The following is a 25,904-nucleotide window of genomic DNA, read 5'->3' on the forward strand; positions in this document are numbered from 1 at the left end:
TCCCCCATTTATATTTGTGTTTCTTATTTTACAAATTTATTTACTTTTTAATTGTTCTATCATAGCGCAACGACACAAAATACGAAAGAGCTCTTTTCTTTTAGTTTATTTTTCATGACAAGTTTTTGATTCAGTTTTTAGTTTATTTTCAAAAAGATTACATTTTCGTTGATTCAGTTGCAAAAGAAACGCTTTCGTGTTTTAATCTCGTATTGTACGAGTATATTTCAATCACTTGAATAAGTGAAAGGTACAAGCATCACACTTTAAATAAAGGAATAGCTGCTTAAGTCAAACATGTTTGTGGACACTAAGACTAATTCCCCTTATAAGAAAAGGGTATTTGTAGATCTTTCTTCTTATTTTTGTAAAAACAGCGATGGGGAGGTTTAAACTTTATCCTCTTGAGGTAATGAATGAATACTATGAAAACACGTAACGCATATTTTGATAACGCTAAATTTATTCTAATCTTTTTAGTTGTATTTGGTCATATGATTTCACCTTACCGAACAGATAGTGATGGGATGTTATCCATCTATCACTTCATTTTCATTTTTCATATGCCGGTCTTTATTTTACTAGCTGGATACTTTTCAAAGAACTTTCATAAAAAAGGCTACTACAAAAAGATATTCACGAAAGTAGCTTTACCTTATTTAGCATTCCAAACGATTTATACGTTTTACTATGATATTTTGTATCACAATGAAACGTATACCTTGCAATACCTCGTTCCAAGATGGGCAATGTGGTTTTTGCTTAGCTTAATCTTTTGGAAGTTAATGCTACCATTTTTCGCGAAATTTCCGATGTGGATGAGCATGACAGCTTCGATCGTTTTGGGCTTAGGAATTGGCTTTGTCAACATTGACGGTTTTGAAAAGTTTTTAAGTATCAGCCGAATGTTTGTATTTTTCCCATTCTTCTTGTTAGGCTACTATTTATCACAAATGAATGAGCCGTTTAAGAAGTTAATGACACCAAAAGGACGAATGTTGTCAGCAACTATTTTACTTGTTGCGTTAGTTGGCTCTTATGTCGTACTAAACGATACTGTTTATACAAGCATGTTATATGGAACAAATACGTATGATGAAAACGGCGAGTTTATGATGCGTATGATTCATTATGCGATTGCATTCACTGTCTCATTTGCCTTTATGGCACTCATTCCAAAACGTGAATTTGCATTTACAAGTGTCGGACAACGTTCATTGTACGTGTATTTATTACATGGATTCGTATTAAAGTGGTTTTTCACAACGGAATTCGCAAAAGGATTAGACGCTTCATCATGGGGATTTGTTGTACTTGCGATCCTTTCAATTATAGTCACACTTGTATTAGGTAGTAAATTAATTGATGGCGTCATTATTGCTACAAAATTACTCATTAAATTTATCGTCCCAAAAAACAGTTTAGCCAAACTATCGATGGCTTTTAAACGAACTTTTTCCTAGCATAAAAAATCCTGATGGCTCATGTCATCAGGATTTTTTATGCACACGACTTATCCACCTGCAGCTGGTGCATTTCGTTGCCCAAGCTCTTGGTCAAGAATTAAAATAGCAGCTGGATTGTTTCTAGCAATCTTCAACCGATCAGCAATCGTTTGGGCCTGTGCTTCCTCATCAATTTGCTCTCGTAAAAATTCTTGTAGAATAACGGCTGTTTGCTGGTCACTTTTACTAGCCAATTCATAGGCTTGACGATAAGAATTTGTCACCAATTCATTCATTCCTTCTCTTTGTCGTGTTATTTTTCAGTATTTTATGTTAATTTTATTTTATAGATAAAGGAGGAGATTACATGGAGATTGCATTTTATGGGGATTCATTTATTGATATTAACGATAAAGTGGTGCCAATTGATGAACGTGGTCACCAATTTGGCGATGGTGTGTATGAGTACGTGAAAGTGTATAATGGTACACCCTTTTTATTAGACGAACATTTAGAACGCCTTGAAAAAAGTGCCACTAAAATTTTGCTACAGTTACCTTATTCACGTAATGAAATAAAAGAATTAATTCAAGAAGGACTACAACGTTCGAGCTTGAAAGATGCAGATATCTACATACAAGTCACACGTGGTATTGCACCGCGTAATCATTTGTTTCCTAAAAATACACCTTCACAATTTGCGATGACCATTCGTAGCGGAAAAGTTTTATCAAACGAGCAACGTGAACAAGGTGTTTCTGTCATGATTTTAGAAGATGAGCGATGGGCCAACTGTTATATTAAGTCTCTCAACTTATTACCGAACTTACTAGCGAAACAAAAAGCATTTGAACAAGGTCACGGAGAAGCTATTTTAGCTCGTAATGGCTATATTACGGAAGGATCTTCAAGCAACATCTTTGCTGTAAAAGATGGTGTCTTATATACAACACCTGCAACGAACCGTATTTTACATGGTATTACACGCGCTGCGGTGATAACTTGTGCACATCAATTACTTATTCCTTTTAAAGAATATGACATGAGCGAAGACTTCTTACTACATGCAGATGAAGCATTTATTACAAGTACATCGGTTGAAGTGTTACCTGTTTCAAAAATCGGAGATGTCACTCTCTCAACAGAACGTCCGGTGACTACTGCACTCGCAAACGCTTATCGCGCACTATACGAACAAGACAAAACACGCGCTTAACAAAAATAAAACAGCCCTTGCCTGATTGGGTTGTGTAGGCAAGGGCTGTTTCACAAGTTGTCTCATGAGACGCACGTAGATGAAGCATTAAAAATGAAAGTAATTTCTTTTTAACCAACGAGGAATGCTCATAAATTCATCATACGTCATCGAAGGCTGAAGTTTTTTTGTATCAATGAGTAACAGTTGCGTTTCAATTTTCTCGACAACCTCTTCTTCTTGATGTTCCATTCCACACGATGGACATTTCACACAAGGAACTGCCAATAATTCAATGCTTCGCGAACCATCTGGGAGTTCCCAATATGCGATGTTCGTTGTTTTAAACGCTCCTTCTTCATCACACCATTCACACTTCACATGTATCGCCTCCTTAAGACGATGAAGATTCATCTTTCGTTGCATCTGGCTTTTTTTGTTGAGCTTGGTATTTCTTTTCTTTTAATTCATCACGTTTTTCACGTTTATCTTTTAGCGTCGCATGAGTTGGATTACTTTCATACTGTTTTCGTCGATTGACCCGCTTCAACCCTTCTGGAACTAAGTTAAATGCTTCGTCACTCATTAAAGAAGAAATGCCAACATTTGATTTCTTCTCATCTACATTTGGGTAAATACTTTTAAAGTAATCATCCGCTCTTCCTGGAACGTACCCTTGAGGTTCTGGATACGTTGTAATGACTCCCTCAAAATTCCGTAACACGACTTTATCTGCACTTTGGCTAATGAGGTAATTGGGCTGAAGCGCAATTTTACCTCCTCCGCCCGGAGCATCTACGACGAATGTCGGCACAGCATAACCTGATGTATGACCGCGTAGCCCTTCTATAATTTCAAGACCTTTTGAAACTGGTGCTCTAAAGTGGCCAATTCCTTCTGATAAATCGCATTGATAAATGTAATAAGGTCTTACACGAATTTTCACTAAATCATGCATTAACTTCTTCATGATAGGAACGCTGTCATTGATTCCCGCTAAAATAACAGCTTGGTTACCGACTGGAACACCCGCATTGACTAACATTTCACAAGCAAGCTTTGACTCTTCTGTAATTTCAATTGAAGTATTGAAGTGAGTATTTAACCATACCGGATGATACTTCTTCAAAATGTTACATAGATTTTCTGTAATGCGTTGTGGGAATACAACAGGAGCTCTTGTGCCGATACGGATGATCTCGACATGAGGAATAGCACGTAAATTTCTTAAAATATATTCTAAGATATTGTCATTAATCAACAGTCCATCTCCACCTGAGATCAACACATCACGAACTTCAGGTGTGTCACTAATGTATTGAATAGCCGCATCGAGTTGTTTTTTCGGTACTCCCATACCAATTTGCCCTGAAAACCGCCTTCTCGTACAATAACGACAATACATGGAACATTGATTGGTGACTAAAAATAACACTCGATCTGGGTAACGATGTGTAAGTCCTGGAACGGGCGAATCTTCATCTTCATGAAGTGGATCTTCTAAATCGTACTTTGTTTTATGGAGTTCCTGCGCAATTGGAACAGACTGCATGCGAACAGGACAACGTGGGTCATCTTCATTCATTAACCATGCGTAATAAGGTGTAATATTAAGAGGAATTGTTTTCGTAGAAATTTTGACGCCTTCTTCTTCTTCTGGTGTCAGATGAATTACTTTTTTTAAATCATCTAATGTACGAATTGTGTTTGTCAGTTGCCAAATCCAATCATTCCACTGGTCTTCTGTTATATCTTTCCAAAGTTCAATCTCTTTCCAATGACGTTTCGGTTTATATAAATCATGTAGCAAGCAAATCACCCTCCTAAGTCATCACTTTCACTTTGTGCCTACCTCTTTAGTATTTGTATATGTGATAAGCACAGAAAAGGTTATTCTTTTTCAGGAAGGTAAAAAGCTGCACGCATAAAATCACTTATTTTTTCACAACTTGCGACAAATCTTTCACCCATACATTCATATCTTCTAAGTTATCAAAAATGTAGCAGTTATTCGTAAATCGACCGCAATATGAATACCCTAACTGATGAAAAGCAGCATTCATACCAAATGAAAGCGATCGTGCAATGGTATAGGCACAAAAGACATTTTTCTCCACTAAAGCTTCTTCTAGTTTCGTTAATAAATGTTTCATGACCCCACCTTGGCGATGAGCAGGAAGAGTCGCACAATCAGTAAGCTCTGCATTGTGATAAGTATGATTAATTTCCGCAGATGCTGCACTTACGATTTCTCCTTCATGTTCAATCACATAAAACAAGCCATCTGTTTCAAGGAGATTTTTAACATAGGAAACATCGTGTAATGGAGTAGGATAAATTTCAAACACAGCTCGATACAATGCAGTCAATAATGGTGCATCTTCTACTATCGCTTTTCGCAAAATATAATGAGAGGGAAGTGAGACTAATTCTTGTTGTTGGGGTAATTTTTTTACAGAATTGGCATACTCGTCTTCTTTCATCCATTGATCACTTTTACGTCTTGTTGCTTCATAATACTTAGCCATACAGTAAGCCGTACTGCCATTAAAATAATGGGGAATGGTTGCTTCTAGCTGAAATCCTTGCTTCATCCACTCATCTACATGCTCATTTCTCGCTTTGACAATCACTTTTGCATACTTTGTTTGATTCACGAATGCTTCAATCTTTTCTTGAATGTGCTCAACATTTCCTCGGTAATCTTCAATTCGAAGTCGCTGATTAAAATCATCAAATACGCCTTGTAAAAAAAAGGTGCGTTCCTCTAAACAAATCTCTTTATAAATGGTTGGATTCATCAAACTCCCCCTTTTCTCTTTCGAATCATAACAACTTCTACAAAGATGGGAGTTTCCCTCCCACCTTCATGAACTTACGTTTCACTTCGCTCACACCAATCTAAAATCATAAGTGCAATCATCTCAGCTGCTTCAAATAACGGATCAAGTTCAATATACTCATTTGGAAAATGAGCCATTTCCGTTACGCCTGGTCCGAAGACAACAGTTGGAATATCCCCGACATTCGTTAACATTCCTCCATCGGTTCCCCAAGGAGAGGCTTCAATGATTGGATTTTCATCACGCACTTCATAAAAGTTCTTTTTCAATAGTTGAACTAACTCGTGGTTGACATCTAATTCACTCGGCAACCAATGAGCACCAAACCATTTTACTTGTACAGGATGAGTGTGAAACCATGAATCTTGTTCTTGAAGTTGTGCAACCCACGTTTCTAATTCTCGCTTCGCTTCCTTCATTTGTTCACCAGGCGCCACCCCCATTCGTCCCTCAATTACCACTTCGTCAGGGACGGATGATGGCCATGTACCACCTTTTATATTTCCAATGTTAATCGGAATGGGAATCGGAACGTTTTGATACAAAGGATCTTCTATTTTTGCATTTCTATCTTTCTCTAATGCTAGTAAATGATTGATGACAATCATCGCTTTTTCGATGGCACTAACACCTTCGTATCTTGTACCGCCGTGGGCAGACCGACCATTGATTGTCAGACGAAACCACATCGATCCTTGTTGTTTCGGAAAAATTTTCATATTGGTCGGCTCAGGGATAATGGCTCCATCCGCTTTGTATCCCCTCGCAATACAAGCAAGCGTTCCCGCTCCTCCACTTTCTTCTTCAATCACACTTTGAAAGATAACATCCCCTTTTAAGGAAATGTTTGATTCTTGAATCGCTTGAATGGCTAATAAAAGTGCCACATTGCCACCTTTCATATCCGTTGCTCCTCGACCATATAGCTTTCCGTTTTTCACAACGGCACTATATGGTGAATCATCCCACTGTGTCACATCCCCTTCTGGAACAACATCGATATGACCATTTAAGATGAGAGATCGCCCACCTCCTGTACCTTTTAATACGCCCACCACATTAGGACTATCAGCGTATGAATCTCTTGTCGTAACGAATGCATCATACTTCTTTAACTCCCGCATAGACGGTTCCCAAATATCAATATTTAACCCAATTTGTCTTAATTTCTCGACAACAATAGCCTGTGCATGCTTTTCATTCCCTTGTGTACTCGCTTCTTGGACGAACCGTTTTAATAACTTAATACCCTCTTGTCGATTGTCTTGAATCCATGTACGAATAACACCTCGAATATCGTCCATTCAACCACTCCTTTCTTATCGTTAAGAGCTGATCACCTACGAAATAATCTTAATCTGATCATCAACAATAACCGTAGCTTCTGTTGAGTGTAAAATATCATCGATTGTGTAAGGAGACATGATTTCTTTTAACAACAAACCATTTGTTTGCACCTCAAAGACAGCTCGATCTGTAATAATGACATCAACACATTGCCTAGACGTTAAAGGCAACGAACACGTTTTCACAAGCTTTGGTTCGCCTGTTTTACTCGTGTGATTCATCAACACAACCACTTTTTTTACTTTTTGCGCTAATTCCATCGCGCCTCCCATTCCTGGTACGCGCTTTCCTGGTACAATCCAGTTCGCTAAATCTCCTTTTTCACTCACTTCAAGAGCACCTAGCACTGTCATATCCACTTTGCCTCTGCGAATCATCGCAAACGCCGTTGCACTATCACAGTAAGAAGAGCCCGTAACCGTTGTAACGGGATATCCAGCTGCATTACAAATGTTTTCATCTTCATCTCCGCTTAGTGGCGAAGGCCCCATACCGACAATGCCATTTTCTGCATGAAACATCACATGAATAGAAGACGATAAATAGTTAGGAATGAGTGATGGAATGCCAATACCTAAATTCACAACCATTCCATTCTCAATTTCTTGAGCCGCTCGCTTAGCAATTCGATGGCGAATATCTATTCCCAAACCCATTTCCAATTCACTCCTTTTGATGGCACAATGTAATCCACAAATACACCTGAGGTCATCACCTGTTCCGGGTCAATTTCTCCTAAAGGAACAATTTCTTCTACTTCTGCAATCGTAATCGCTCCAGCCATGGCAACGAGTGGGTTTGTATTACGTGCACTCTTGTCGTAAAGTAAATTTCCAAAAGGATCGCTCTTTTGTGCATACACAATCGATACGTCCGCTGTTAATGCTTCTTCTACTAAATAAGGAATACCGGCCACCTCGATTATTTCTTTCTCTCTGTTCACTACTTCCACATCGATTCCAACGTCAATAAGAACTCCCCCAAGCCCAACACCTCCAGCACGAATTCGCTCAGCTAGTGTTCCTTGGGGAGAAAACTCCACTTCTAATAAACCTTCTGTCATTAAAGAACCTGCAATTGGGTTTGAGCCAATATGAGAAGCAATGACTTTTTTGATACGCCGATCACTCACAAGCTTTCCTACCCCAATATGCGGAAACCCTGTATCATTACAAATTAATGTTAAGTCATGTACTTCCTTTTTCAATAATTCATCAATCATAGTAGGAGCTGTTCCTACTCCCCCAAATCCTCCAACCATTATCGTCATGTTATCTTTTACTAGTTTCGCAGCTTCTAAAGATGATACAATTTTTCCAAACTGATTGTTCATTTAATCACCCTCACTACTATATAAATCAAGTTCTATTTCTTTTATCGTTTGTGTAAATAAAGTAAGCAGCTCTTCCATTTCAAGTTGGGTTATTGTAAAAGGAGGCGCAATGATTACAGCATCTCCATCTATTCCATCAATGCCTGCTTGTGATGGATAAAGCAGTAACCCTTTTGATTGCGCTTTTTTAACAATCTGACTTGTGACATTCATAAGGGGTGAAAAAGATTCTTTGCTTACTTTGTCTTTTACTATTTCAATGCCAATTAGCAATCCTTTTCCTCTTACATCGCCAATCAGTTTACAATCATCTTGAATCACCTTTAACGCTTTCATTAAATATGCGCCCTTTTCTCGCGCTTCTTTCACTAATGTATGTTCTTCTACATACTGAATGACAGATAACGCAGTTGCCGCTGATAATGGGTTAGCACTTAATGTATGCCCGCTCATAATAAGCTTAGATCCTCTTAAGATCGGTTCAACGACTTTCGGTGTTGCCATTGTCACAGCAATCGGTGTATACCCTGCACTTAACCCTTTTCCAAGTGTAATAATGTCTGGCTTTACACTCCAATGCTCATATGCGAACATTTCTCCAGTTCGCCCAACTCCTGTCATCACTTCATCTGCAATCCATAAAATATTGTATTTATCACATATTTCTCGTATTTCTTCATAATAACCGTCAGGAGGGGTAACAGCACCACCTGCCGCTCCAATAATTGGTTCTGTCATAAATGCAGCAATGTGATCGGTACCCGTTCGTTTAATAACTCTCTCTAATTCCTTCGCGCAAGCAAGTTGACAAGAAGGATAACTTTTTTGTAGCGGACATCGATAACAGTAGGGAGCAGATACAGATGGGAACTCTTCTAAAAGCGGAACAAATCTTGATCTCCTTCCAGGATGCCCAGACATCGATAGTGCTCCAAGTGTAATTCCATGGTAGCTCATCCACCTTGATAGCACTTTTGTTTTTAACGGTTGCCCTTGCTCTTGCCAATGTTGCAGAGCAATTTTCATTGCTGTTTCTGTCGCTTCTGTTCCACTATTAACAAAAAAAGCCCACTGAAAATGATCATTACTTAGTTCACAAAGCTTCTCAGCTAATTCTTCTGCTGGTTCACTTGTAAACTGAGAACGATACACAAAAGCTACCTTTTGCGCTTGCTCTGTCATTGCTTCAATCACACCTTGAACCCCATGACCAATACTCGCCGTAACAGCTCCTGATGAAGCATCTAAGTATTTATTGCCGTCTTTATCGTATAAGTACACACCTTCGCCATGGGAAATCATTGAGTATTCTTGATCTAAAAGTGGCTTGATTAATCGAGATCGTTTCATTCCCATTCCCCCGCATAATAAATTTTAGAAAGTAGTAAATTATATGAGAAAGAATGGAAATACATGCGAAAGGAACACAACCTTCTCTGATCAGAAAGCTGTTTTTCTAAACTTTATTGCACGGTAGCACCTACTACGGAACAATCTCCCTTCCCTAAAGCCACTGCCACTACAACACTCATTTGAAAAAGAGTGTTGAATAAAAAAAGAACCTCACACTTCTTCTACGTCTTGCATGGAAAAAGCATGAAGCTCTCTAATTATTTTTTAAACAGCTACGTTCGCTGAATTTTGTTCTTTTTTCGCTTCTGATTCTGCTACAATAACTGCACATGCAGCATCTCCCGTAATGTTAACCGCTGTACGTGTCATGTCTAATAAACGATCAATACCGATAATTAGAGCAATCCCTTCCACTGGTAAGTTTACAGATGATAAAACCATCGCTAACATAATTAACCCTACGCCTGGAACACCTGCTGTTCCGATACTTGCTAATACAGCGGTTAAAACAACTGTAATAATCATTGTAAGTGTTAAGTCTACGCCATAAACTTGTGCGATAAATACCGTTGCTACACCTTGCATGATTGCTGTACCGTCCATGTTAATAGTTGCACCTAAAGGTTGTACGAAACTACTAATTTGTTCTGGTACACGCAAGCGCTTTTGCGCGACATTCATTGAAACAGGCAATGTTGCACTACTACTTGACGTACTAAACGCTACTGTCATCGCTGGACTAAACTCTTTGAAGAACTCAATTGGATTGCGTTTAGCTAAGAAGAGAATCGATCCACCATAAGTAACAATTACATGGATAAATAATGCCAATACAACAACAAACATGTAAAGTCCCATTGCCTTCATCGCATCTAGACCTTGACTACCTACTGCTGTTGCAATCAGACCAAATGTACCATATGGAGCAAACTTCATAATCAAGTTTACTAGGTACATCATCAATTCGTTTCCTTGATCAATTAAATCATATAATCCTTTTGTTTTCTTACCTAACATCGTAATTCCTAATCCAACAAAGATTGAGAACACAATGATTTGAAGCATGTTTCCTTCTGCAAAAGCTTGAATTGGATTTGCAGGAATAATGTTTAATAACGTTTCACTCACAGGCGGTGCCTCTTGTGCCTCAAAGCTTGCATTACTTGTATCAAATGTACCTACCATACCTGGCTTAATAGCAAATGATAAAATAAGTCCGATAATAATAGCAACGGTTGTTGTTGCTAAGAAAAATCCAATTGTCTTAGCTCCAATACGTCCAAGCTTCTTTGGATCACCTAGACCTGCCACTCCTAGCGTAATTGAGAAGAACACAATTGGAACAACTAACATTTTAATTAAGCTTAAAAAGATCTGTCCTAGTGGTGTAAACACAAACTTGTCAAACACCGTAAACGTGTCTGGTGAGAAAATGTTCAAGATAAGCCCCACCACTGCACCAATCACAAGTGCAATAATAATTTTTGTCGATAACTTCATAGATGCTTCCTCCTTTACGATTTAAACCATGATGCTTGCGATTTAAAAGATAAGCGTGACTATAATATTAGAAGGTTTAGAATTTTTACAACGTAGGTATAAGCCCGAAAATTCGGAACATTATACCGGGAAGAAACGACAAAATTAGAAAAAAAGGCTACAAAAAAACCACAAGAGTCTCTCGTGGCTTAAATAAGCTTGATCGTCCTCCCCACACATTGCCTACGAGGTTAGCTGTCGGATTCGGATATGTGAGTTACCCGTCCCAAAAATAGGATTCACCCCTAGTACACATTCATGTACAAAATGGTTCCCCCGCTCTCTATCTATCTAGAAATTAGGCACAATATTATTTTGGCATCATAATTTTTTCTTATATGTATAATTAAAAGTCATCACCTATACTTCTGTCAAGCTATTTTTATACTTTTATTACTTGTAGAAAAATGGTATCAGGTATTAGAGCGTGATGACTGTCTTAATTATAGACTTTATCACGATTTAACGCTCTTTCACTCTTCATGTACACATTCGCAACAATCCGTATATTTATTCGTTTTTACCCCCTTCCCCATCTTCCTTAAATTCCCAAAGCACTTGTTTTTCTGATAAACTAATAGAAGATGACCACAGGAAGAAACACACGATGTTTAAACTATTTATTGTTGAAGATGATGTAAAAAAGCCAGTAAATGCGTATCTCTTTCTACACATTTACTGGCTTTTGAATGTAAGGGATGGCAATTTCAACTTTTGTACCAACTCCTACCTTACTCGAAAATGAAATATGACCATTATGCTGTTCAATTATTTTGTAGCTAATCATTAATCCTAAACCTGTACCCGACTGCTTAGTGGAAAAGAATGGTTCTCCAATGCGAGCAAGCGTTGCTTCATCAATACCACAACCTTCATCTTCTATAACCACAACACCAGATTCTTGCCGTTTTTCAAGCTTCACTGTAATCGTTCCTTTTGTCATCGACTCGAGACCGTTTTGGATGATATTAATAAACACTTGTTTTAATGCATTTTCTTCACACAAAATTGACAAGTCATCAGGCTCTAATAAACTAACAATTTGACAATCCTTATAACTCGCATGGGTCGCTAATAACAACGTAACGTGGCGTAAAATTTGCTGTAAACTTTTCACCTCAAACAGCGTTTCTTTCTTCGGTTTTGCTAACGTTAAAAACTCTTGAATAATGGATTCAACGCGATTTAATTCTTCAAGCATAATGTCGTGATATTCTTCGTTATATTGCTTAGATGCTTTTAGTAACTGAATAAATCCTTTAATCGCCGTCATCGGGTTTCGAATTTCGTGTGCAACCCCTGCTGCTAATTTACTAACCATCGTTAATTTCTCTGATTTACTCGCCATCTCATCATATTTTTTACGATCTGTGACATCACGAATAATATACTGTATGGCATCTTGACCTTTAAACTTAATCTTTGTGGCAGAAGACTCAATCGTCACAACGCCTCGCTTTGTTAGTAACTGAACTTCTGCTCTCGGCCTAACCGAGATACCACTCATAATCTTTTGCATTCTCTCATGAACAATATCAAAATGATCCGGGTGAATAAATTGTAAAAATGAGCGGCCCATATACTCATCTTTTTGACTACCACCAAGCAACTGAATAGCTGCTGGATTCATATATTGAATCAATCCATGTTGGGTTACGATAAAAGCATCTTGGCTTTGTTTAACAAACTGCTTATATTGCTTCATCTTTCGGATTACTTCTTCTTGCTTTTCAATATTTGATGAGTATTCTTGCCATTGTACAACGAGGAGAGGTTCTTTATAGTCACTCTCATTCTGAAGTAGCTGAATATGTATATGAGCTGGATAAAATCGGGATTTTTTCTTTTTCAGAAGTAGAAACGTCTCTTCTCCATTTTGGAGCGATTCAACATCTCTTTGCTGAACGTGAAAAACGTCTGTATGAACAAACACATTTAATTGCTTAACTTCTTCTTTTGATAACCGAAGCAAATGGGCAAGTGAATCATTTACAAATAAAATTTCACCATCACATCTCATAACAAGTGTTGGTGTTAAAGACATATGAAATAATTGTTCGAACAACGTTCCTTTTCCCATATATTCACCTTCAATTATAAGTATGGTAATTATAGTATAATATGGAAATTGGTTGTTTTGCATTATTTTTTCTGATTTTTAACAATAATTCTTTCTAACCCTATTTACCCGAACCTCTCTTTCTATGTTTAATCATGAAGGTTATGTATCACTTTGACAATAAGAAACCCCCACTACAGGTGGGGGTAGCTGTTGCATTTATTAGCAATCGTATGTGTAGCTACAGCCGATAATGATTAATAAAATAAACAATACAACGATTAAAGTAAATGAATGACCAATTCCACAAGAAGGTGCAGCATATCCTCCAACTGGCATTACTGGACAACAAGCGTCATACCCTCCAACTGGCATCATTTGGTGACCACATGATTGATCGAATCCGTAATTATACATTCTAACCTCTCCTCATTCGTGATATTCGTTTAGTACATTTATACAGTATGTTGGTTTAGTTTGTACCGTATGTGCATATGCCCATCTTTTATAATTTTCTCTTTTTCCTTAAACGTACAACCTATCCAAATCATGTGCTAAGCTTTCCACTTTACATATGTTAATAGCAATAGCAAAATCGCTCCCATTAAAAACGAGGTCATGTGTATTTTCAATACTTCAACAACCGAACCAACGTAGGGAATATGATACATGTATTTATCATATTGATTTTGATGAAGACTAGGTCCACCTTCCACTTTATTAAAGTCATCTACTTTATATAGTGTCTGTTGTGAGTACGTTTGATTTTCAATAAGAATTAAATCACGATCCTCTAATTCAACGTTGGTACGTTTTGCCATAATAAGCGACCCGGATTCAATGCCGTTTACATGATGTTTCGATTCATAAATACTCACTTGATAACCAAATACCATAGGAACTAACGCAACAAATAAGACGGTAAAAAATACCGCATATAACACTAGACCGTATCGAAAGAACGTAAATGTTCGATTATGGTTCACTCGTTCCGCCCCCTGCAGTCTCAACGATTTCTTGCCACTGTTTTGTGATGGGATCGACATGTGAGGTGGTGTAAGTCGTGAAGTAAACAAAAACCAGTAGCATTAAAAAACTAACGACAATCAGACGAATCATTGTCACATAAAACTCCTTCATACCTTCACTCCATCTCCTTACTTAAAAAGATTCATTTAGTATATGAATAAAAAATCATCTTGGTAGGTTGTTAGAGCTTGCCTTTTGAAAAGAAGGGCATATTTTTGTTACAAAAGCATATGTTTGGTTACGTATACGACTGTTTTCATACCGTCTAACTTTGTAAAGGAGTTGAAAGAATGAATTATTCACATTTTGATAAATATTTAAAGAAAGCGATGAAATATGATTTTTTATCAAATTATTATAAATACAGTGATCCTAATCTGTTTATTACGTACTACCAAAAACACCTACAATACATGCAGATAGCACTCACTCCTGCACCACGCGATGAGTTGGATCTTGAAAGAACACAACCGATGATTCGTATTTTACATGCTTCTCCAGGTGCTCCTTCTGTCGATGTGTATCTAAATGGACGACGAACGATTCGAAATTTAACATTCAGACAAGAAACTGATTATATTCCCTTAAAAGAAACAGGCCAATACCGCATCGATATTTTCCCAGCAGGTAAAACTGACAAACCATTAAAATCTGAACAAGTTCAACTAGAAAAAAATCAAAAGTATACATCTGCAGTTGTCGGACGACCAAGCGAGTTAGATATTATTTTAATTGCAGATAACAGTTCCACTCCAGCAGGCGAAACAAAAGTAAGATTTATTCACTTATCACCAAATGCTCCAGCAGTTGATATTGCCGCTAAAAATGGCGATGTGGTATTCTCGAACATTTCATTTAAAGAAGTGACCGATTATTTGGGGCTTACGCCTATGCCTTTAGACGTCGAAGTTCGTGCTGCTGGTACAGATAAAGTGGTGTTAGATGTTCCACCTGTACGTCTACGGCCTAACCGAGCCTATACCATTTATGCAGTTGGCTTACTAAACGGCAATCCAGCACTAGAAGCATTAATTTCACAAGATTGACCACAAAAAAAGAACTCGTGACTTTATACATCACGAGTTCTTTTCTCATTTATTCAGTTGAAATGAGTTTGACACGAATATCATCATTTTCTAAGTCAAACTTTTCTACTTTTACACGGAAGTCACTTTTCAACTCTAATTGCTGTAGAGCCACATATACAGATTCATTTTTCGGATCAATTTGAACATACTCAGGTAATTTAAAGTTATTATTGACATAACGTAGCACCGTACGCACTGGAAGTTGTAACTTACCAACTGATAAGCTTTGTTGTTCTAATAAAATATCACCATTTTCTTGCACAACAGGTTCAAACGCCATTTGAATGTCAAGATCATTACCAAATGCTTGAATCGTTCCATACACTTCTACAACATCTGTTAAATTCACATCGTAATTCAACGGTTGATTGTTAAACTCTTTTTTTAAATATTTATCAATTAGCGTATTTAAATCTTCTTTTTTCGCCAATACAGATAATTCTGCGTCACCGACTACTTCTGATCGTTTAGAAAAATCCACGTCATTAACTGGTTGAAAGATAAGGCCAATTAATAGCACCGCAATTAAAAAATTAATACTTAGTAAGCCAATAAATAATACTTTCCACTTCTTCATTACAAAAACTCCTTAATTTTCGTTTCCTTGTTCTCCTTCTTCAAGTGATTCATCTATTTCTAACAAAGAGTCATCCTCTTCAATTAGACTACCGTCATCTGTCATAAGAGGATCTTGTCTTTTTATATAATAATTAATGCGCTCTGCCATAAGTTTATACCCTTTTTGATTTGGATGAAACTCATCTTTTGCTAATAGGTTCTCTTCTGTTAATGCAAAGATATCGTCAACTTTTACATACGTTACATTCTCATATTGAGAAGCAACATTCTCACTTGTTTCATTCCACTCTTTCACTACCGTATTAATTTCGTCCACTGTACTTAACGAATGGAAAAATGGATTATAAAATCCGACTAAATAAATTTGTGCGTCTCCGTTCAATTGCCTCATTCTTTGAAACACTTGGTGCAAGCGATTTTCATATTTACTTTTTTCTTGTTTAAACGTTTCTAACGAAATATTATAAAAGAAATCTCGTACAACCTTCATCATATCATTACCACCAATGGTAACAAATATGATATCTGCTCTTTCTACTTTCGCAGCAACTTCACTTTCATTTAAACGAGCCAATAGCTGATCTGTGCGATTTCCTCTTTTCCCCAAATTGTTGACACTCACATGATCAACAGCTCGTTGTTCAGACATAAATTCGGCTACATGCGGAACATATCCACCCTTTTTCGTACCATCTCCAACTCCCTCAGTTAAAGAGTCACCAATGGCTACTATATTTAAATCAATTGGGAAGAACCCTTTTGGTAATCGTTGCTTACTCGTTAGCTCTACCTTCTTTTCATTCATAGATGCTGGTTCTTTCATTAAAAAGGCAGGAGCGGTACATGCAGAAAGTAAAGCTACACAGATAAGCATGACGAACCACTTTTTATATTTACCCATGCAAACACCTACTCGTTTGTTTAGTCTTCTTGTTGTATTGTATTACTTATCTTATCACACCTTGTCAAGTTGAACACGTATTTGTTCGAACTGATTGAGAAAGCAAAACATCACTAAAAAGACTCGTCTCAAACAGAGTGACTTTTACTCCATTTGAAACGAGTCTTTATTTTTGTAGAGTTTTAATATGATCAATGATTTCTTCATATGGAGTATCAGATACACCACTATAATCTTTTACAACCTGACCTTCTTGATCAACTAAGTAGAAAGACGTTTGATGAATCACTTGATCTTCGTTTTTCGGCTTTTGCACAATCGTCTTAAAATTGTCGAGTGCAAAATCTTGAATTTCATCTTGTGTATAACCCGTTAAGAAATCCCATTTTGTTAAATCAGCATCAAATTGAGAAGCAAATTCCTTCAATTTCTCTGGTGAATCTTCTTCAGGATCTACACTAAATGACACAAAACGAACATCTAACCCTTCATCTTTTGCCATTTTCTGAAGCTTTGTCATGTTGGCTGTCATAGGTGGACAGACGGTTTCACAATTTGTAAAAATGAAATCCGCTACCCAAACTTCACCTTTTAAACTCTCTTTACTAACCGTTTCTCCCTCTTGATTCACGAAAGAAAAATCATCCAACTTCCAATCTAATCGATCTGGGATGTCAGAACTACATGCGGTTAATGCTACAAGTACGAAGCTCATCATTGCTACTAAAAGTTGTTTACTATGTTTTCGAATCATGTTGTTACTCCTTGTATTGGCTAATTTACTAGAACCGTTTCTCCTCTTTTAAAAGAAAGGGTTTTCAATCTATTGACTCACTTATTTCCCTACTCTATATGTTCGAACATCTTCGAATTCTACTATTATTTTAGCAAACTATGTCATATGTGAAAAGAATAAACAACGTTTTCATAAATCGTTCACAATGTTGTCCGTACACTTTATGGAGCAATCGGATTGTAAATAGGAAGACTGATGGTAAAAGTTGTCCCTACTCCTTTTTCACTTACAACTGAAACAGCACCTTTCATACTTTCAATGATCTGATAAGAAACCATTAATCCAATTCCTGTTCCTTTTTCTTTTAATGAATAGAAAGGCGAACCAAGTCGACTGACTTCGTTTTTAGACATTCCTACACCTGTATCTGAAATGTGAATGTCCACTGTCTCTTCTCGTATTTCCATCCACACTTTTAATACACCACCGTCTTTCATTGACTCAATACCATTTTTCATGATATTTAATAACACTTGATTAAACTCATTTTTATTGCCTTTTATGTAAACCGTCCGTTTCACTTGTAAGTCAATCATAATGTTATTATTTAAAAGCGCATATGACGACAACAAGTCTACTAAACTCGTCACACACTCTTTACAATTAAGAACTTCTGGCTGTGCCATATCAGGACGAGCTAATGACAAGTAATCGTTAATGATAAGCTCTGCTCGATGCATTTCATCAATCATTAATTGAATATATCCCTTCTCTGAAGGAGTTAAATGATCTTTCCCATAGAAGAGTTGTAAAAACCCTTTGACCACTGTCATCGGGTTGCGAATCTCATGAGCAACCGATGCGGCTAACTGTCCAATTGCATTCATTTTTTCTGCTCGTTGTAGTTCTTTTTGAAGTTTCGTTTTCTCCATAATAAGCCCCATATCGTTAATTGCTTTCTCAATTCCATTACTTGATGGGGTTCTCATTGCTTTTTCACCGAGTTCTTCAGTTGTAGCAGCGACTTGTTTAAAAAGCTCTTGAAGTTGTGTGGTCATTTCATTGAATTGTTTATTAATTTCCCCAATTTCTGATTCATCTTCATGCTTCACTTTTACGCGTAGGTTCCCACTGCTCACTTGTCGAATACCAAACAATAGTTCACGTAACGGAAACATTAATTTACGTAAGCCCCAGTCTTGAAAGAAAATAATAATACTAAATAAAAATAATAAACCGATTACTAAAGACGCGACTAATTTTCGCTGATATGTATGAATGACACTAGCATCAACATCCACCCCTAATATCGCGACAACTTCATCGGCTTGATTTACTATAGGAGTAAAAGCGGTAATCCATGTACCAAATTCGTCTGTATAAACTTTTGTGTATGTATCTTCTTTCGTGGTTTTTACTTTTTGAAACCCACGATAAAACTCATTGCTCATTTCATAGTTCATTGAAGGGTGTAGTTGCGCTATTACCTCTTCATTCGCACTTGCGATGATCGTGACTGTTTGTCCTTTTCCTTCTTTTACTGAAAAAATATGCGACTGTAAATAGTGCGGCTGAGTGTCATAAATCTTAGCAAGGGATTGCGTAAGCTTTTCACGGCCTTTATTGGTTTTTCCCTCTTCAGCAGCGACTACTTGTTCAGCCGATATCGTTTGCTTCCATATGTCGGCGATACTTAATGCATGATGCGAGAGCATTTCCTCTGTCATACTCTCTTGTACTTTATAGCTAATATAAGCGGTTCCAATTCCAACAAGAATTACAATAAAGGTAGAGAATAACACTGTTTTGTTGAAAATACTTAAATTCCGAATATACTTTCTCATCATAATAAACCTCGGCTCGCAGAATGATGTTAAATCGTTTTCATTATTATATCATAGGAATCACTTAATTTTTTCGATTTTTTAGAAAATTTTCCCACAAATAAAGGACTGTGCGAGAAGAAATAGATTTTTCACTTCTCACACAGCCTTTATTAGAACCATTATTCAGCAAAATACATAAACCCAATCGCCCCCACACCTGTATGTGTAGCAATAATAGGTGTTGTATCTTCAATATTATAATTTGTGAATTCACTTACTTTGGCAATTGATTCTTTTACCTTTGTTGCTAATTCTAGCCCGTCTGCATGAACAAGTCCAATACCTTTGACCGTTTTTCCTTTTACATCTTCTGCAAACTGATTGGTCAAAAACTTCACCACTTGCGAATGACTTCGAACTTTTGCAACAGGTGTATATACTCCGTCTGCTAATGATGCAATTGGCTTAATATTTAAGATTGAACCAATTAAACCTTTTCCTCGACCGATACGTCCACCTTTAATTAAGTTCTCAAGTGTATCAACGACAACAAATAATGTCGTTCCTTTGCGAATTTCTTCAACGCGGTTTACAATTTCTTCAACACTTTTTCCTTCTTTGGCCATTTTAGCCGCTTCAACCACTTGAAACGAAAGTGCTTTTGATATGTACATAGAGTCAATAACCGTAATATGGCCTTCAACCATTTCAGCTGCACTTTCAGCAGAACGTATCGTTCCGCTCATGCCACCTGTCATATGAATCGAAATGACATCGTACCCCTCTTGAACGAGACGCTCGTACACCTCAACAAACTGACCAGCTGCTGGTTGTGAGCTCTTTGGAAGCTCTTTTGATTGCTTCATCTTTTCAATAAATTGTAGTGGCGTAATGTCCACACGGTCTAAATACGTTTCATTATCAATAAAAATAGATAATGGTACCACTTCAATGTCATATTGATCAATTTCTTCTTGTGTAAGGTCCAATGTAGAATCGGTTACAATTTTAATTTTCCTCATAAATTCACCCCTAATTAGCTCCTTGTTTTTATTATAGCACCTCTATCCTATTCATTAAAAGTAAGTCATATGTACAAGATGAAAAAAAGAAGCCAACGTGTCGTTAGCTTCTTTTTGTTATGCGTTATGTTTTAATACATCTTCATGGAAGATTTCTTCATAATCTTTCCATTTTAGTACGCGCTTTAAGTAATCTTTAAACGAGTATACATGTTTTGGCTCTGGTTCATGATAAATCTTATTGAGAAACACTTCAAAGCGAAGTGATATCATAAACCGAAATGTGCTATCCTCCTCCAATACAGGAATTTGAATAATTTTCACTTTTTCCCCATTACCATGTTTGAACTCCAGGCTTTTCAATAGCAAGCTATCAATCCTCTTTTTACCCGTTTTTTCTATTATACTCCTTTACAAGCGCGAATAGTGTCTAAAGATGTTACATTTGCATAAAAAATTCAAAAAATGCAACAAAAAAAGTAATGGCAATCAAGTGGTGACCACTAGCGAATAAACGCATTAAATTAATAAATGGAAGAGATTACTTTCTTTGTTTACTTCCGTGTAAGAAAATCCTTTTTTGTCCATACGTTGAACAAGCGGACCGTAATCTTCTTTATGTTTTAATTCAATCCCTACTAAAGCTGGGCCGTTTTCCTTGTTATTTTTCTTTGTATATTCAAAACGCGAAATATCGTCTGTCGGTCCTAGTACTTCGTCTAAAAACTCACGAAGCGCACCAGCGCGTTGTGGAAAATTAACGATAAAATAATGTTGAAGCCCTTCATAAATCATCGACTTCTCTTTAATCTCTTGCATACGTCCAATATCATTATTTCCACCGCTAATAATGCACACAACCGTTTTCCCTTTGATTTGTTCTTTATAAGAATCTAGAGCAGCAATTGAAAGTGCACCTGCTGGCTCTGCAACAATGGCGTTTTCATTGTAAAGAGATAAAATGGTCGTACACACTTTTCCTTCTGGTACAACAACAATATCATCTAACAATTCTCGACTCACATCATAAGAAATAGTTCCAACTCGTTTTACTGCAGCTCCGTCAACGAACGAATCAATTTTATCTAAACAGACGACTTCTCCTTTTTCAATGGATGTTTGCATCCCCGGAGCACCTAATGGCTCTACGCCAATTAACTTTGTTTGAGGAGATACACTTTTTACATACGTACCAACACCTGCTACTAAACCTCCTCCTCCGATGCTCGCAAACACGTAGTCAATGTCGTCTTCACAATCATTAAAAATTTCAACTGCTACCGTTCCTTGCCCAGCAATTACATCCACATCATCAAACGGATGAATAAACGTACGCTGTTCTTCTTCACTACACTTAATTGCTTGTTCATATGAATCATCAAACGTATCACCTGTTAACACAATCTGAACATTATCCTTACCAAGAAACTGAACTTGATTGACCTTTTGCCTCGGCGTCGTACTAGGCATAAAAATCTTCCCATCAATATTTAAATGGCGACACGCATAAGCAACACCTTGTGCGTGATTCCCTGCGCTCGCACATGCAATTCCATTTTCTAATTGTGATTCTGTTAGTTTTTTAATTCGATTATAAGCTCCGCGTAGTTTAAATGAGCGGACAACTTGTAAATCTTCACGCTTTACATACACGTTACATTCGTAGCGCTCAGATAAAATTTCGTTTCGCTGTAGTGGTGTATGTACAACAACATCTTTAATCATTTGATTGGCAATCATGATGTCTTCTAACTGTACGTGTTTCGTTCTGTTTTCTACTTGTTGTTTCATAACCAACTTCCTTCCTGTACTTCCTTTATTAATTTGTACATTATATCACATAATTTTTAGAAAAATCATTATTTTCAACCAATATAATTGTTATTTTTTTGATCATTTGGTCTCTATCCATTTAACTGTAAAAAGGTTATTTCTCAAGAAAACTTGAATAGATCCTTTTTGAGATACGACTTTGTGAAGAAGGATAGACAGAAATGATTGGTTACATACTATAAAAAAGCACGAAAAAGAAGGTGAGAATATGGAATTTTCATTGCAAAGTTTAGACGGAGCTTTTCCGTGTGAAATCACAGTCGATGAAGATAATGGACGCTTTATGTTACGTAAAGCAGACACAAGCGGAGAAGTATTCAATACGATGGAAGAATTAATTCAATGGATGGAACAAAACTGGCACGCAGAACAATTTACAGATCCACAGCAGTACAACGAGATGATGTTAAATTTAAAGCGCCATATGGCAAATAAGGACAACACGGTTAACTAAAAAAAGCGTGTAAAGAGAAAATCACTTACTCTTCACACGCTTTTAGCGTTATGCTTGTAATTCGTCTGAGATCACACGTTGGATATGAGCGGCAAGCGCTTTTGTATCTGCTTTTTCTTCACCTAGATGAGAAGTGATTGGCTGTAAAATACGAACACTAACATCCGCACACTTAAAGCCGAATTTACTTTGCTCCATGATTTTATATGTGCCTTCAATTGCCACTGGAACGATCGGTACGTTCGCATCTACTGCCATCCGTAACCCACCTGTCTTAAATTCTCCGACTGGTCCTCCCTTACTTCTTGTTCCTTCAGGGAAAATAACCATTGAGTGACCTTCTTTTAAAAGAGCAACACTATCCTTAATAGATTGTAAAGCTTGACGACGATTTGATCGATCTACAAACACACAGTTCATCACTTCCATCCACCTTGGAATAAATGGAATCTTTTTTACTTCAACTTTTGAAAAGAACCCAAACGGTTTTTCAACAAATCCTAACAATACTGGGACATCAAAGTTTCCTTGATGATTACTTACGAACAACACAGGACCACTTGGAATATGTTCGTTTCCTGTTACCGTAATCGTTGATCCTGTAATACCAACTAAATTTCTCGCCCATCTCTTTGGAAGATCATGTTGCACACGATCGCGCTCATCGACAGACATTGTCGGTGGTAATTGCTTTACTTTCTTTAAGGTTGGTAAACTATAAATCAAGTAAGCAAAAAAATAAAGAAAGAAATACATCTTGCGAAACATACTTATTACACTCCTATTTTACATCCATACGTAAAAAGATAGCTCCATCCAGTCCGGAAAGAACTATCTGCTTGTACTCATGATACAACTTATTCGTTCGTTTTTCGCTCATACATGGTGAAGTAATACGTATATGGATTTTTTTCATCTTTTGGCCCTTGCTCTTTTGTTACGACTTTCCATTTTGTTAAATCAATCTCTGGAAAGTATGTATCACCTTCAAACACTTCATCAATATGAGTAATATAAAGGCGTGATGCAACGTTTATCATTTGTTCGTATAAAGTTGCCCCTCCAATAACAAACAATTCATCGTTCAATTCTTGATCAAGGTTCTCTAATTCATCTAACGAATGAACAACTGTTGTGCCATCAGGCTGATACGCTTTTTGATGAGTGACAATCACATTCGTCCGATTTGGAAGTGGCTTTCTAATTGATTCAAACGTTTTTCGTCCCATGACGACCGTATGTCCAGTTGTGATTTTCTTAAAATGCTTTAAATCTTCTGGAAGCCGCCAAGGTAAATCATTCTCTTTCCCAATCAAACGCTGCTTGTCCATCGCCGCAATCAATGAAATCATACACTTACAACTCCTTTAATATGCGGGTGCGCCTGATAATTAACTAGTTCAAAGTCATCATATTTAAAATCAAAAATCGACTTCACATCTTTATTAATTTTCATTGTTGGTAATGGATGTGGTTCACGCGTTAACTGCAACTTCACTTGATCAAGGTGATTCGTATAAATATGTGCATCTCCAAACGTATGAACAAACTCACCTGGTTCTAAGTCACATACTTGTGCTACCATCATCGTAAGCAACGCATAAGATGCAATATTAAACGGAACACCTAAGAAAATATCCGCTGATCGTTGGTAGAGCTGACACGATAGCTTTCCATTGGCCACATAAAATTGAAATAAACAGTGACAAGGAGGGAGTGCCATATTATCCACATCCGCTACATTCCACGCACTCACAATTAAGCGCCTTGAATCTGGATTGTTTTTAATTTGATCAATTAAATTCGAGATTTGGTCGATTGTTTGTCCATCTGCTGTTGGCCACGATCTCCATTGATGTCCATAGACAGGGCCTAACTCTCCATGTTCATCTGCCCATTCATTCCAAATACGAACACCATTATCTTGAAGGTATTTAACATTTGTATCACCGTTTAAAAACCATAAAAGCTCATGAATAATTGATTTCAAATGAAGCTTCTTCGTTGTAACAAGTGGAAAACCTTCTTGTAAATCAAAACGCATTTGATAACCAAATGTGCTAATTGTTCCTGTTCCCGTTCGATCTTCCTTCTTTGTTCCACCTTTTAACACATGTTCACAAAGCTCAAGGTATTGCTTCAAGTCCGACACATCCTTTTACAAAATTCCTTTTCTATTGTACCACAAAAAGAGCAGACGTTGTTTCTGTCTCCTCTTCCCACTTGTAACGTAGTTAGACAACTGTTAATTGAATACAATTGTACGATTATCGTGAACAATCACTCGATCTTCTAAATGCCATTTTACAGCTCTAGCTAATACTGTACGTTCGATTAAGCGGCCGATCTTTTTCAAGTCATCTGCACTGTCTCTGTGATTCACTCGCTCAATGTCTTGCTCGATAATTGGCCCTTCATCTAAATCATCCGTTACATAGTGAGACGTTGCTCCAATTAATTTCACACCTCGCTTGTACGCTCGCTCGTAAGGTCTTGCTCCGATAAATGCTGGTAAGAATGAATGATGAATATTGATAATACGATTTGGATGTGCATTGACAAAGTCAGGTGTTAAAATTTGCATGTAACGCGCTAGCACAATTAAATCAATGTTATACTCTTTTAATAGTTGCAGTTGCTGTGCTTCTACTTCCTTACGAACTTCTTTTGATGCTGGGATATAATGAAATGGAATGCCCATCGACTCAACAATATCTCTTGCATCTTCATGATTACTAATGACTAACGCAATATCCGTGGTAAAATCTCCACTTTGCCACTCCCATAATAACTCAAGTAAGCAATGAAGTTCTTTTGATACAAAAATCGCTGTTTTCTTTACTTTGTAGGCATATGTAAATGTCCAATCCATTGAAAATCTCTCTGCGATTGACATAAATTCTTGTTCAAGCATGTTTTCTTTTTCTCTTAAATTCTCACATTCAAATTCAAAGCGAATAAAAAACGTACCGCCTTCTGGGTTTGTTGAATATTGACTTGATTCAACAATGTTTGCTCCCTTTTCATACAAAAAATTGGATACAGCTGCTACAATTCCTGGTTGATCTGGACAACTAACAAGTAATCGACCACGATTGCGATTTTTTTCTTGAAATGAACGAAGATGACCCTCAATACGTGTTTTCATGCTTTATCCCTCACATCTCTTTATTTTCAGACTATTTACTCATTATAAGCATTCTTGTTCCAATTTCAAAGCGTTGTTTTCGCTTTTTAACCTACAACCAAAAAGTAACCGCTTCCAATCCATTTAACTTTGTTACGCAGTAGCTAGTATATAAACGAGTGAACAAAGAAAAAG

General features: G+C 37.1%; 27 protein-coding genes, 1 pseudogene and 1 riboswitch. Of the genes and pseudogenes, 4 read left to right on the plus strand and 24 right to left on the minus strand.

Going from position 1 to position 25,904, the window contains the following annotated elements; genetic code table 11:
- Positions 1-416 precede the first annotated feature (416 nt).
- Positions 417-1,463: an acyltransferase family protein gene (locus DIS06_RS05510; RefSeq protein WP_239421897.1), complete on the plus strand. Its 1,047-nt coding sequence runs from the start codon at positions 417-419 to the stop codon at positions 1,461-1,463.
- Positions 1,464-1,513: 50 nt separating this feature from the next.
- Here the strand turns inward: DIS06_RS05510 and DIS06_RS05515 are convergent.
- Positions 1,514-1,735, minus strand: a pseudogene (locus DIS06_RS05515) (ferritin-like domain-containing protein); the annotation flags it as partial.
- A 77-nt stretch (positions 1,736-1,812) separates the two neighbouring features.
- On the opposite strand from DIS06_RS05515, the gene dat reads away from it, so the two are divergent.
- Positions 1,813-2,661, plus strand: coding sequence for a D-amino-acid transaminase (gene dat, locus DIS06_RS05520; RefSeq protein WP_110112238.1), 849 nt, complete (start codon positions 1,813-1,815; stop codon positions 2,659-2,661).
- 87 nt (positions 2,662-2,748) lie between these two features.
- On the opposite strand, the gene DIS06_RS05525 is transcribed toward dat, so the two are convergent.
- From DIS06_RS05525 to DIS06_RS20360, 12 genes are all read right to left on the minus strand, one after another.
- Positions 2,749-3,021, minus strand: a complete 273-nt coding sequence (locus DIS06_RS05525) for a YokU family protein (protein WP_239421899.1) — start codon at positions 3,019-3,021, stop codon at positions 2,749-2,751.
- 13 nt (positions 3,022-3,034) lie between these two features.
- Entirely contained in the window at positions 3,035-4,450 is a 1,416-nt protein-coding gene (gene kamA / locus DIS06_RS05530; RefSeq protein WP_110112240.1) for a lysine 2,3-aminomutase, read from the minus strand.
- A 124-nt stretch (positions 4,451-4,574) separates the two neighbouring features.
- Entirely contained in the window at positions 4,575-5,441 is an 867-nt protein-coding gene (ablB, locus tag DIS06_RS05535) for a putative beta-lysine N-acetyltransferase (RefSeq protein WP_110112241.1), read from the minus strand.
- Between the two features lie 74 nt (positions 5,442-5,515).
- Positions 5,516-6,787, minus strand: coding sequence for a peptidase (locus DIS06_RS05540; RefSeq protein WP_110112242.1), 1,272 nt, complete (start codon positions 6,785-6,787; stop codon positions 5,516-5,518).
- 36 nt (positions 6,788-6,823) lie between these two features.
- A complete protein-coding gene (locus tag DIS06_RS05545; RefSeq protein ID WP_110112243.1) occupies positions 6,824-7,486 on the minus strand; it encodes a 3-oxoacid CoA-transferase subunit B in 663 nt (220 codons plus the stop codon).
- Positions 7,471-8,163, minus strand: a complete 693-nt coding sequence (locus DIS06_RS05550) for a CoA transferase subunit A (protein WP_110112244.1) — start codon at positions 8,161-8,163, stop codon at positions 7,471-7,473. The genes DIS06_RS05545 and DIS06_RS05550 overlap by 16 nt, the downstream gene beginning before the upstream one ends.
- Positions 8,164-9,513 carry an aspartate aminotransferase family protein gene (locus DIS06_RS05555; protein ID WP_110112245.1) on the minus strand — a complete coding sequence of 450 codons (1,350 nt, stop codon included), beginning with the start codon at positions 9,511-9,513 and terminating at the stop codon, positions 8,164-8,166. It lies immediately after the preceding gene.
- A gap of 267 nt (positions 9,514-9,780) precedes the next feature.
- On the minus strand, positions 9,781-11,016 hold the full coding sequence (locus tag DIS06_RS05560; protein WP_110112246.1) for a dicarboxylate/amino acid:cation symporter: 1,236 nt from the start codon (positions 11,014-11,016) through the stop codon (positions 9,781-9,783).
- A 205-nt stretch (positions 11,017-11,221) separates the two neighbouring features.
- Positions 11,222-11,370: riboswitch (cyclic di-AMP (ydaO/yuaA leader) on the minus strand.
- Between the two features lie 352 nt (positions 11,371-11,722).
- Complete coding sequence (locus DIS06_RS05565; protein ID WP_110112247.1) at positions 11,723-13,135, minus strand: ATP-binding protein; 1,413 nt, start codon at positions 13,133-13,135, stop codon at positions 11,723-11,725.
- Between the two features lie 201 nt (positions 13,136-13,336).
- Positions 13,337-13,531: a YjcZ family sporulation protein gene (locus DIS06_RS20715; protein WP_110112248.1), complete on the minus strand. Its 195-nt coding sequence runs from the start codon at positions 13,529-13,531 to the stop codon at positions 13,337-13,339.
- A 137-nt stretch (positions 13,532-13,668) separates the two neighbouring features.
- A complete protein-coding gene (locus tag DIS06_RS05575) occupies positions 13,669-14,100 on the minus strand; it encodes a hypothetical protein (RefSeq protein ID WP_110112249.1) in 432 nt (143 codons plus the stop codon).
- Complete coding sequence (locus DIS06_RS20360; protein ID WP_204166758.1) at positions 14,090-14,254, minus strand: hypothetical protein; 165 nt, start codon at positions 14,252-14,254, stop codon at positions 14,090-14,092. The genes DIS06_RS05575 and DIS06_RS20360 overlap by 11 nt, the downstream gene beginning before the upstream one ends.
- A gap of 179 nt (positions 14,255-14,433) precedes the next feature.
- Here DIS06_RS20360 and DIS06_RS05580 point away from each other — a divergent pair, with 179 nt between their 5' ends.
- Complete coding sequence (locus DIS06_RS05580; RefSeq protein ID WP_110112250.1) at positions 14,434-15,189, plus strand: DUF4397 domain-containing protein; 756 nt, start codon at positions 14,434-14,436, stop codon at positions 15,187-15,189.
- Between the two features lie 49 nt (positions 15,190-15,238).
- Here the strand turns inward: DIS06_RS05580 and DIS06_RS05585 are convergent, their stop codons facing one another.
- The 7 genes from DIS06_RS05585 to ilvA all read right to left on the minus strand — a co-directional run bounded on the left by DIS06_RS05585 (position 15,239) and on the right by ilvA (position 22,086).
- Positions 15,239-15,808 (minus strand): YpmS family protein, encoded by a 570-nt coding sequence (locus DIS06_RS05585; RefSeq protein ID WP_110112251.1) that lies wholly within the window; start codon positions 15,806-15,808, stop codon positions 15,239-15,241.
- 12 nt (positions 15,809-15,820) lie between these two features.
- A complete protein-coding gene (locus DIS06_RS05590) occupies positions 15,821-16,711 on the minus strand; it encodes an SGNH/GDSL hydrolase family protein (protein ID WP_110112252.1) in 891 nt (296 codons plus the stop codon).
- Positions 16,712-16,877: 166 nt separating this feature from the next.
- Complete coding sequence (locus DIS06_RS05595; RefSeq protein WP_110112253.1) at positions 16,878-17,465, minus strand: SCO family protein; 588 nt, start codon at positions 17,463-17,465, stop codon at positions 16,878-16,880.
- 203 nt (positions 17,466-17,668) lie between these two features.
- Positions 17,669-19,291, minus strand: coding sequence for an ATP-binding protein (locus DIS06_RS05600; protein ID WP_110112254.1), 1,623 nt, complete (start codon positions 19,289-19,291; stop codon positions 17,669-17,671).
- Positions 19,292-19,452: 161 nt separating this feature from the next.
- Positions 19,453-20,295 (minus strand): DegV family protein, encoded by an 843-nt coding sequence (locus DIS06_RS05605; protein WP_110112255.1) that lies wholly within the window; start codon positions 20,293-20,295, stop codon positions 19,453-19,455.
- A 117-nt stretch (positions 20,296-20,412) separates the two neighbouring features.
- Complete coding sequence (locus tag DIS06_RS05610; protein ID WP_110112256.1) at positions 20,413-20,664, minus strand: DUF2535 family protein; 252 nt, start codon at positions 20,662-20,664, stop codon at positions 20,413-20,415.
- A gap of 150 nt (positions 20,665-20,814) precedes the next feature.
- Positions 20,815-22,086, minus strand: a complete 1,272-nt coding sequence (gene ilvA / locus DIS06_RS05615) for a threonine ammonia-lyase IlvA (RefSeq protein WP_110112257.1) — start codon at positions 22,084-22,086, stop codon at positions 20,815-20,817.
- Between the two features lie 250 nt (positions 22,087-22,336).
- Here ilvA and DIS06_RS05620 point away from each other — a divergent pair, with 250 nt between their 5' ends.
- On the plus strand, positions 22,337-22,582 hold the full coding sequence (locus tag DIS06_RS05620; protein ID WP_110112258.1) for a hypothetical protein: 246 nt from the start codon (positions 22,337-22,339) through the stop codon (positions 22,580-22,582).
- Positions 22,583-22,630: 48 nt separating this feature from the next.
- Here the strand turns inward: DIS06_RS05620 and DIS06_RS05625 are convergent, their stop codons facing one another.
- From DIS06_RS05625 to purU, 4 genes are all read right to left on the minus strand, one after another.
- On the minus strand, positions 22,631-23,350 hold the full coding sequence (locus DIS06_RS05625) for a lysophospholipid acyltransferase family protein (protein ID WP_110112259.1): 720 nt from the start codon (positions 23,348-23,350) through the stop codon (positions 22,631-22,633).
- A gap of 89 nt (positions 23,351-23,439) precedes the next feature.
- The gene (locus tag DIS06_RS05630) at positions 23,440-23,934 is read right to left on the minus strand and encodes a dihydrofolate reductase (protein ID WP_110112260.1); all 495 of its coding nucleotides are present in this window, start codon (positions 23,932-23,934) and stop codon (positions 23,440-23,442) included.
- The gene (locus tag DIS06_RS05635) at positions 23,931-24,725 is read right to left on the minus strand and encodes a thymidylate synthase (protein ID WP_110112261.1); all 795 of its coding nucleotides are present in this window, start codon (positions 24,723-24,725) and stop codon (positions 23,931-23,933) included. The genes DIS06_RS05630 and DIS06_RS05635 overlap by 4 nt, the downstream gene beginning before the upstream one ends.
- A 102-nt stretch (positions 24,726-24,827) precedes the next feature.
- Positions 24,828-25,730 carry a formyltetrahydrofolate deformylase gene (gene purU / locus DIS06_RS05640; protein ID WP_110112262.1) on the minus strand — a complete coding sequence of 301 codons (903 nt, stop codon included), beginning with the start codon at positions 25,728-25,730 and terminating at the stop codon, positions 24,828-24,830.
- Positions 25,731-25,904 lie beyond the last annotated feature (174 nt).

It is taken from the genome of Bacillus sp. CGMCC 1.16541, from assembly GCF_003184905.1.
Lineage (GTDB): Bacteria > Bacillota > Bacilli > Bacillales > Bacillaceae_H > Priestia.